6 protein-coding genes are annotated in these 7,409 nt (G+C 47.2%); all 6 read right to left on the reverse strand.

Annotation, left to right across the window (positions count from 1 at the left end):
* Nucleotides 1-281: contractile injection system protein, VgrG/Pvc8 family (locus tag BT119_RS27335; protein ID WP_256573035.1), on the reverse strand; the 281-nt coding region annotated here is incomplete at its 3' end.
* Nucleotides 282-702: 421 nt separating this feature from the next.
* The gene (locus BT119_RS26085; protein WP_072367195.1) at nt 703-1,587 is read right to left on the reverse strand and encodes a T6SS immunity protein Tli4 family protein; all 885 of its coding nucleotides are present in this window, start codon (nt 1,585-1,587) and stop codon (nt 703-705) included.
* Nucleotides 1,588-1,720: 133 nt separating this feature from the next.
* Complete coding sequence (locus BT119_RS26090; protein ID WP_256573036.1) at nt 1,721-2,806, reverse strand: T6SS immunity protein Tli4 family protein; 1,086 nt, start codon at nt 2,804-2,806, stop codon at nt 1,721-1,723.
* A 210-nt stretch (nt 2,807-3,016) separates the two neighbouring features.
* Complete coding sequence (locus tag BT119_RS26100) at nt 3,017-3,895, reverse strand: T6SS immunity protein Tli4 family protein (protein WP_139271390.1); 879 nt, start codon at nt 3,893-3,895, stop codon at nt 3,017-3,019.
* Nucleotides 3,896-3,974: 79 nt separating this feature from the next.
* Complete coding sequence (locus tag BT119_RS26105) at nt 3,975-5,645, reverse strand: alpha/beta hydrolase (protein ID WP_072367194.1); 1,671 nt, start codon at nt 5,643-5,645, stop codon at nt 3,975-3,977.
* A gap of 37 nt (nt 5,646-5,682) precedes the next feature.
* Nucleotides 5,683-7,409 (reverse strand): DUF2345 domain-containing protein (locus BT119_RS26110; protein ID WP_256573037.1); only part of this gene is annotated, 1,727 nt, incomplete at its 5' end.

Here is a 7,409-nt window from a genome sequence, read left to right on the forward strand (position 1 = left end):
CCGCCGTCATTGCCCAGATAGCGCACGCTCTCGACCAGGCCATGACGTTGCGCGGGAGAACCGTCATCGCAGAGAATCGCCAGGCTGACCGGCTGGCCGATGAGTTTTTCAGGATCGTATTCGGTGTCCTGCACCACCACGTCGAGGGTGTAGCGGGGCACACGGCCGATGCGCTCGACCCCGTGTACGCGCAGGGCCTGGAGCTGATGCTCGCCCAGCGGCGTGGTGAGTTGCAGCAGGCGTCCGCTCTGGCTGAGGGCGGTACCGAATGTCAGATCCATGGTGTAGCTCCCCTACCTGGAATGGTCTCGAATCCCTGATCTAACATGGATTGTCGTCCATGTGTTTCTTTTAGATGGATGTCTTTGCCTTTATCGTCATTATAAGCATCGAAACCGCCTGGATGAAAAAGTAGCATGCCACGGGCATGAGAAAGTCGTAATTGCCACGTGTCGCCAAGTATAAGAAAAATGCGCAAAAAGCAGCGATGAAAGACAAGACGCATGAGATGAAACACTGATATCGCAAAATGTGGTTTAGTGGGTTTTTGCCGTTTACCAGAAACGTCAGTATTTTGAACGGTGCATAGCAAGCTCCGTAGAGTGGCAATGCTAGGGTTAGAGCAATTAGTATATAGCCTATAAAGTCGGGCATTAAATTGTTCCATTTATTTTATTTTTTATTGCTGTATAGATAGCCAAGTCAGGGAAGCGGTTTCAGGCTGTCTACTACCTTATCCCAAAAGGCCAAAGCTTCTTCGTCGGATTTAAAGTCGCTTCCAACTTCATGTGTGCCCAGTCTTAGATCTATAAATGGACGAATATTTGATTTTATCTGTCCCTCGTATTCGATCTGAAAAGTGTAAAATCGTTTTCCATCTATTAATGTTGTTACAGCGACTTCTTCTGCTTTAAAATCACCAATCATACGTGTCCTTTTCCTAAGCGTTTTTGTTTTACTCAATAGTTCTGCCATACCTGGAATAAGGCCGCCGCTTTCATTTTCAAAACGTTTTATTAACGTGTCATCATGTTCAACGATTCGTTGGGTCAGTAGACTAACAAACGTTCCTGGGTGCGTTGAGATTTGTGCTCCCATGTAAATACCTTCCAAGGATTGGGTTGTCCCTAGTGTGGTATAACCTGCTTCTAAAGCAAAAGCGCCTTGGGGTGGAGCGTCTTGTGGTCGCCTAAAAAATATGGATTCACTTATTAACCGGGTTTTATTGATGGCGCCATCTATTCCTTTAGCTGAAATTGACTTTACTAGCATCCGATAAAGTGTGTTCTTTGATGTAAGTAGATAGGCATGAAACGTATAGAGCTTATCTAGTTTGGAAAGTATTAACACGCTACCATTACTAAGGGGTATGGTTTTTTCATATCTGCTTGATGTCCCATAAGCAGTTCCTTTTTTTAGTTCTTCAATTGTTTGATCGACAAACGAGCTCAAATCAGACTTTCCATTTTTGCTAACAAGCTCTACTTTTTCGTTGTATATCTTATAGTCGGTTAGAATTTTAGAGTTTACAGGAAGCTCTAGTTTGAATCTTCCAAAGTAATGCGTATCCCATTTTTCGGTAGTCATGTTATTTGCTTTGCTCTCTTGAGCTAAGGTTGGCTTGCTATGAATAGTAATTAATATTGCCGAAAATATGCAGAATTTTATGAATTTTAATAAGTTTCTCATGTATTCTCGATATTCTAAATTTTAGCGAGTTTTAGAATTTATTCGGATGGAAAGACTCAAGCAAATTGTTCCAAGCTGAGAGGAATTCCTCTTCAGTCAAACCGTCTTGTGATCGATTTGGAAAACTAGGGGCGTTGTCAGGTAAATGATCGGAGGTGAACGAGTAAGTCCCTGTTATCCTGATTTCTGGTTTCTGAATGTCTTCCGGCATGCCGGGGTAGTACCACATACCGGTGATTTCAGTTAGGTACGTGCCATTCAACTTTTGAGTAGTGCCTTCAATGATCTCTTCTCCGTTAAAATCGTGTATCATTCTACTGGAATTTTTAAATTTCTTGATTCTATTGTCCGAGTCACTGAGCCACTTTAACGCGCCAGGTAATTCCAAGTCAGGGATGCTGGGCGTCCGATCAGAAAGTGGAAGGTTAGGTTCACCTTGATAGACGTCAATGTTGAATCCGATATTAAATCCCTTGATGTTAGTGTCTTCAAAAGAAACACTTACGGACTCACGTTCATTTTCGTTACCTTCAATACAGCCTTTGACAAAACAAAACCCGCTATTCCCATCATCTGATACATCAAAGCGTGACATTAAGAAAGCAATGCGAGATGGATCTTCTAAAGTGCGCTCTCCACCTACCTCCAGCAGTATATTTTTTTTCCACACAAATCCTAGAGAGCTGTTTGAAATCTCATTCATCGGCTCACCATAGACATCAACACCTGTCAGGCGTTTGTGATTATATGCAATCAGCCACGCATTGTCCGATGGGCGTGATATCTCCGCTGGCTTTTCTATAGTTTTACGGCCTGCCTCATAATTTTTTATCGCCGCCAATGAACTGTCGACTAATCGTTCTGCACGCGGTCTTATATAATCAAAGTAAACTTTTATGGGAATGCCATTCTTGTTGAGTGCAATATCAGCGAGCTTCATGCTCTCTGGTATCTCAACGCTGTAACGAGCGATAGCCGCGGAATATGTTTTGGCACTTTTGGTGTTTGGTATTTTGGAGGGAACCTCTTTATCAGATAGCATGAACATAATTAGTAGGCTCATGGCAAAGCCGAGTACTAAGATCGCATAGTTCTTATTGCGTTGAGCGGTCAACATAAATTTTTCGCTTTTTTGGCTATATTTATTATAGAGTGTACGGTTACTGCTCTGGCCGTTTGGTTATCATATGATGTGCCGTGGGCGAAACCTTTAAGCTTTGCAGAAAACTTTACGTGAGCAGTAGGCGCTTGTCCGGATAGTGTTGGCACCGCTCCATCGCCGGCTTCATCAGCAATCTTCCGTGCTTGCTGAGGGCGGTACCGAATGTCATATCCTCTTCAAGCTTGCAACAAGCTCATCCCAGAATCGCATTGCATCGCTGTCATTTTGGAAGCCTAGACCTTTATCAAGTGTGCTCATTTCAATGACGGTGTAGGGTTCCATGCTTGACTCTGAGGTGCCTGGGTACTCAAGCCGAAAAGAGTAAAGCGTTCTGCCGTCAACACTTGTCTTGAGTAGCAACTCCTCAAACGGTAATCCTGCAACGGTCTTCTTTGACTTTCTTAGTACAGAAGAATTGGATAGAATGCTATTGAGCAATGTTGATACGCCGCCTGATGTCCTTTGTTCGTATCGCGTTATAAGACCTGGCTCTGGTTCACCAATGAGCTGAGTGTCAAAAGTCAGATTAATGCCTGGCACGGATGATACTGGTAATCCGATGGAAACTTGCTCTTCAAATTCGTTCAAAGGCAAATTTATATACCCCGCTTCAATAGCAAATGTTCCATTTGGCGGGCGTTCAGCTGGATTACGGTAAGTAATTAGCGCGTTAATTTCTTTGGCGAGCGCAACGGCCTTATCTAATTCCTGTAGGGGGATGGCTTCTACAGACTGTTTGTATAATGTGTTTTTCTTGGTGAGATAAAATATGTCTATATCATAAGTGTTTGATTTGGATACTACAATAGCACCCCCGCCATCTAATTCTATAGTGCGATCGTAACCGGGATAGCCAACTTTGTGAAGTTTATTTATTTCTTCTACAGTGCTGGAGACTTTCGTGGTTAAATCTTTTTTTCCATTTTTTCCGACCAGCTTTATTTCTTTGCCGATAAGTTTGTATGCCGACCAAATATTCAAGCCGTCAGTAGCGACTTCAAATGTGTATCTGCCAAAGTAAAATTGTTTTTTTGGGGTGGGCATATCGTTTGCTCCGCTATCAATACTGGCCAATAAAGTAAATATTAAAATGCTTGTGGTTGTAAATAGGGATGTGAGTTTTTTAAATTTGCACATCTTTTGAGATCCTCACTGCGCTGTACAAAGTTGCATACTGTGTTCTGCCGTCAGGGTCGTTATAGGCATCCTGGTGCGCATAACCAGATGAATTGTTATGTACTCCTGGTTTACAAACATGCGGGTGATTTTGAGAGTTTTTCCCATGGGCAAAAGCCGCTTTTACATTAGTAAAGCTCCGTGAGCTTGCAGCTGATGCTATTGGTACAGTTCCGTCGCCAGGTGAGGTCTTAGGGCCGAAAGTGAACTTGTACCCATGGTCTAGCTCTATATTTCCTGTGCGGTCATCTTTGGTAATCTTAAAGTCATGAATGTCCCCCCACCCTATCCAGTCAGATGTCCAGACGATATCACTCCAAGTTATTAGTGCTTCTTCCTGAGCTTCCGCCGAGTAATGCACGTAAGTCTCTGGATGATAAGCGTCCTGTATAGCCGAGTGAAATGCTTTTACTGAGTCAATATTTTTCTCAAAAATTTGTCTTTTGGAAATAGATGCCCAGCCTCTAGTTTTTTTGGAGCTTGTGAAATTGTTGGGGTCGATAAGATTTTCGTTTTCCTTAGGGATCAGTCCCCACCACTTATCTGTTTTATAGATGTCATCATAAGGGTTTTCGGCCTGAGGCATAGCAATAAGATTTTTTTCCGAGTCATCTCTTTTGCGAGCAAATAACCACTTCTCGCCGTTGTCATAGTTGGCACTGGGCAAAAGCTCTAGGCCACCTTTTGAAAAAGCTAGCACTGCTACTGTTTCCTTCGCAGTAGGGCCAAGGATTTGTCGAGAAATATATCCTTGGATACCTTCACCTTCAAAGCCTGCACGTATTCTCCTGTATGCTGCAGGCGCCCCAGTTGCAGGCATGGCGCCATGTATTACGCCATAAACTTTTTCATAACCATGAACTCCAACCATTGCACGTGCTACCAGCCCTCCCATCGAATGAGTGACGATAATTACTTTATCTGCAGTAGAGTAGCTGGGGAGTACGGTGTTATCGATAAAATCGATTATATCTTTTGCCGAATCTGCATTTGATTGAAGCCAGTTGTATCCTGCGGCCCATACCTCGTAACGAATTTCTGCAGCATGCTTCATGCCGTCCATATCCAAAGGTGTATTGTTATTCCAATCACCCCAATCCGATGGTAGAGAACTACCGTTTTCTTCCCACCATCCCTGCAGCTTACCGCTGTCCATAATGGTATTCATTTGATTTTGCATCAACACCATTATAGGATGATAGGCGGATCTCATGATCCCTCCCCATCCTCGACGATTAAGCTCTTCTTCAGTCAGTGGGTCATATAGGCCGTCTTTACCGATTGCAGCATCTTTATATACAGATATGCCCCGTCCGTTACCATCTAAATCATTCTGCCGATCCTTTGCTGAACTAAATAGTGCTGATACGAAGGACCCAATTGCTGCAACTTTCGATAGGGCAGTATCAGTATTGGGAGCGACCCATGCAATTTTCTTTGTTCTGGTGTTCCAGAGGTTTGTCCCCATGATTCCTGGAATAAATACTATGGGTACAACTTTGTCAGATTTTACCTTTATTTCTTTTTCTTGCTGTTGCTTAGAGTCTGCCATAGTTGTTGTGGCAGAAGTGGTTCCGTCTGGGTTCTGTTCCTGCGCTAGCTTCAGTGACTCACTCATGGCGTTCTCCTAAGCACATTTTGGCGACAAAACGTGGTTATGCCTTTCCTAATACTTTGATTTTTACGAATTCTGCAATCTGACTTTGCTGAAGCGGTATCTTCCCAGCGGCATCAGAAACGTACTGCATGACACTCCCATCCGCGCGGGTCACTTCGACTTTCATACCAGCAGCAGGTTCTCCAGTGCTCTGTTTGCGAACCACATAAGGGTCCGCGAAGTCGGTCTTGGGCATCTCGTTATAGCTGTGCGACAGACTGGTCGGCCCGCTAAACGTCTTCTTCGCCCCTTTGACATCAATCGTCCCCGGCGCATGAATCTCGATATTCCCGTCCTTGATGCGGATGTAGCCGCCACCGCTGGTAAGGAGGATGCCTTCCTGGGCGGCGATTTCTATTCCGGCAGCGGTTGAGGTAATCATCACCTTCTGCTGCGCCGTTAGCTCCATCGCATCACTTTGCGCCTGTAGCTCAATCTTGCCCTTGGCAGCAAACAACTTGGCCCCGGCGTTCTGCGCAAACAGGCTGATGCTTTGCGCGACGCTGGCCAGCAGGGATTTGCCGCTCGCGATGCTGACGTCTTCGCCAGTGCTCAGGGTCAGGTGTTTGCCGCTGTGCAGGTGGGTGCTTTTTGGGGTCGCAGTGGCGATATCGGCAGGGGAGGAGGCAATCAGCAGAGGTTGCTGGTAACCCGGTGTCTTGCCGCGCCCGCCGCTGCGGATTGCCCAGGCGGTGTCGCCGCCGTTACGTTGCTGTTCACCGGGGCCTTGGCTCGGGGCACCGTCGTCGCTGCCGTAAGTGACGTCGGCATCGCTGTTGAGCTGTGTCAGGCTGTCCAGGCCTTCCTGCATGGGCAGGGCGTTGTGCTGTTGGGCGGTATCGGACAGAGTCTTGACGCGTTGCTCGCTATTTTTCAGTTGTTGCTGCGCTTCGCTGGCATCGATCTGTGCGCCCTGGGCACCGCTGCGTTTCCAGGTGCTGAGGTACAAACCCTGCTGGGCGCGCAGTGCGCCGTAGGCATCGGTGCGTAACTCGAAACCCGTACCACGCAGGCCGCCACGGTTGTTGCCTCGCTGGTCGATCAAATAACCGAGGTTGAGCTGGGTATGCCCGTGGCTGCTGTGGATCTGAGTGCGGACCTGGCCGGTCGAGTCGTCCATCACCCAGTGGTTGAAACCACCGCCGCCGACTTCCTTGCTTTTGTAGCCTGCCATCAAACCGCTGGAGTGCCAGGCTGGCTTGTGACCGCCGTAGACCTGCCCCATGACCAGTGGCCGATCAATATCATTGTCCAGAAAAGTGATGACCACCTCTTCACCGGCACGCGGCACATGCACACTGCCCCAGTCCGGTCCGCTGCTCGGTTGCATCATGCGCAGCCAGCAGGAACCCAACTCGCCATCCTGAGAAAGCCGGTCCCAGTGAAAGCGTACGCAAATCCGGTTCAAGGTGTCGGTAAACACTTCATGGCCGCTGGGCGTGACGACCACTGCGGTCTGCGGGCCGGGATTATTCGGCTTGAAATGCTCGGCCGGGCTGCGGAACGGCACGCTGTGCAACTGGCCTTCAAAGCGATTGAGGAAGAAACCGTGGCTGCCCACGCCCAGTGAATCGGCCACACCGGTCAACGCTGATGGCTCAGGACGAACAGATCTGAACAGCGCCGCCAAGCTCCCCGGCACTTCGCGTCTCTCCTTGGCCAGCGGCAGGTTGCTCTCGGCGAACATTTCGACTTCGATCAGCAAAAACTGGCGCTCTTCAGCCG

The sequence above is a fragment of the Pseudomonas sp. NFACC10-1 genome (assembly GCF_900119195.1).
GTDB classification, from domain to species: domain Bacteria; phylum Pseudomonadota; class Gammaproteobacteria; order Pseudomonadales; family Pseudomonadaceae; genus Aquipseudomonas; species Aquipseudomonas cerasi.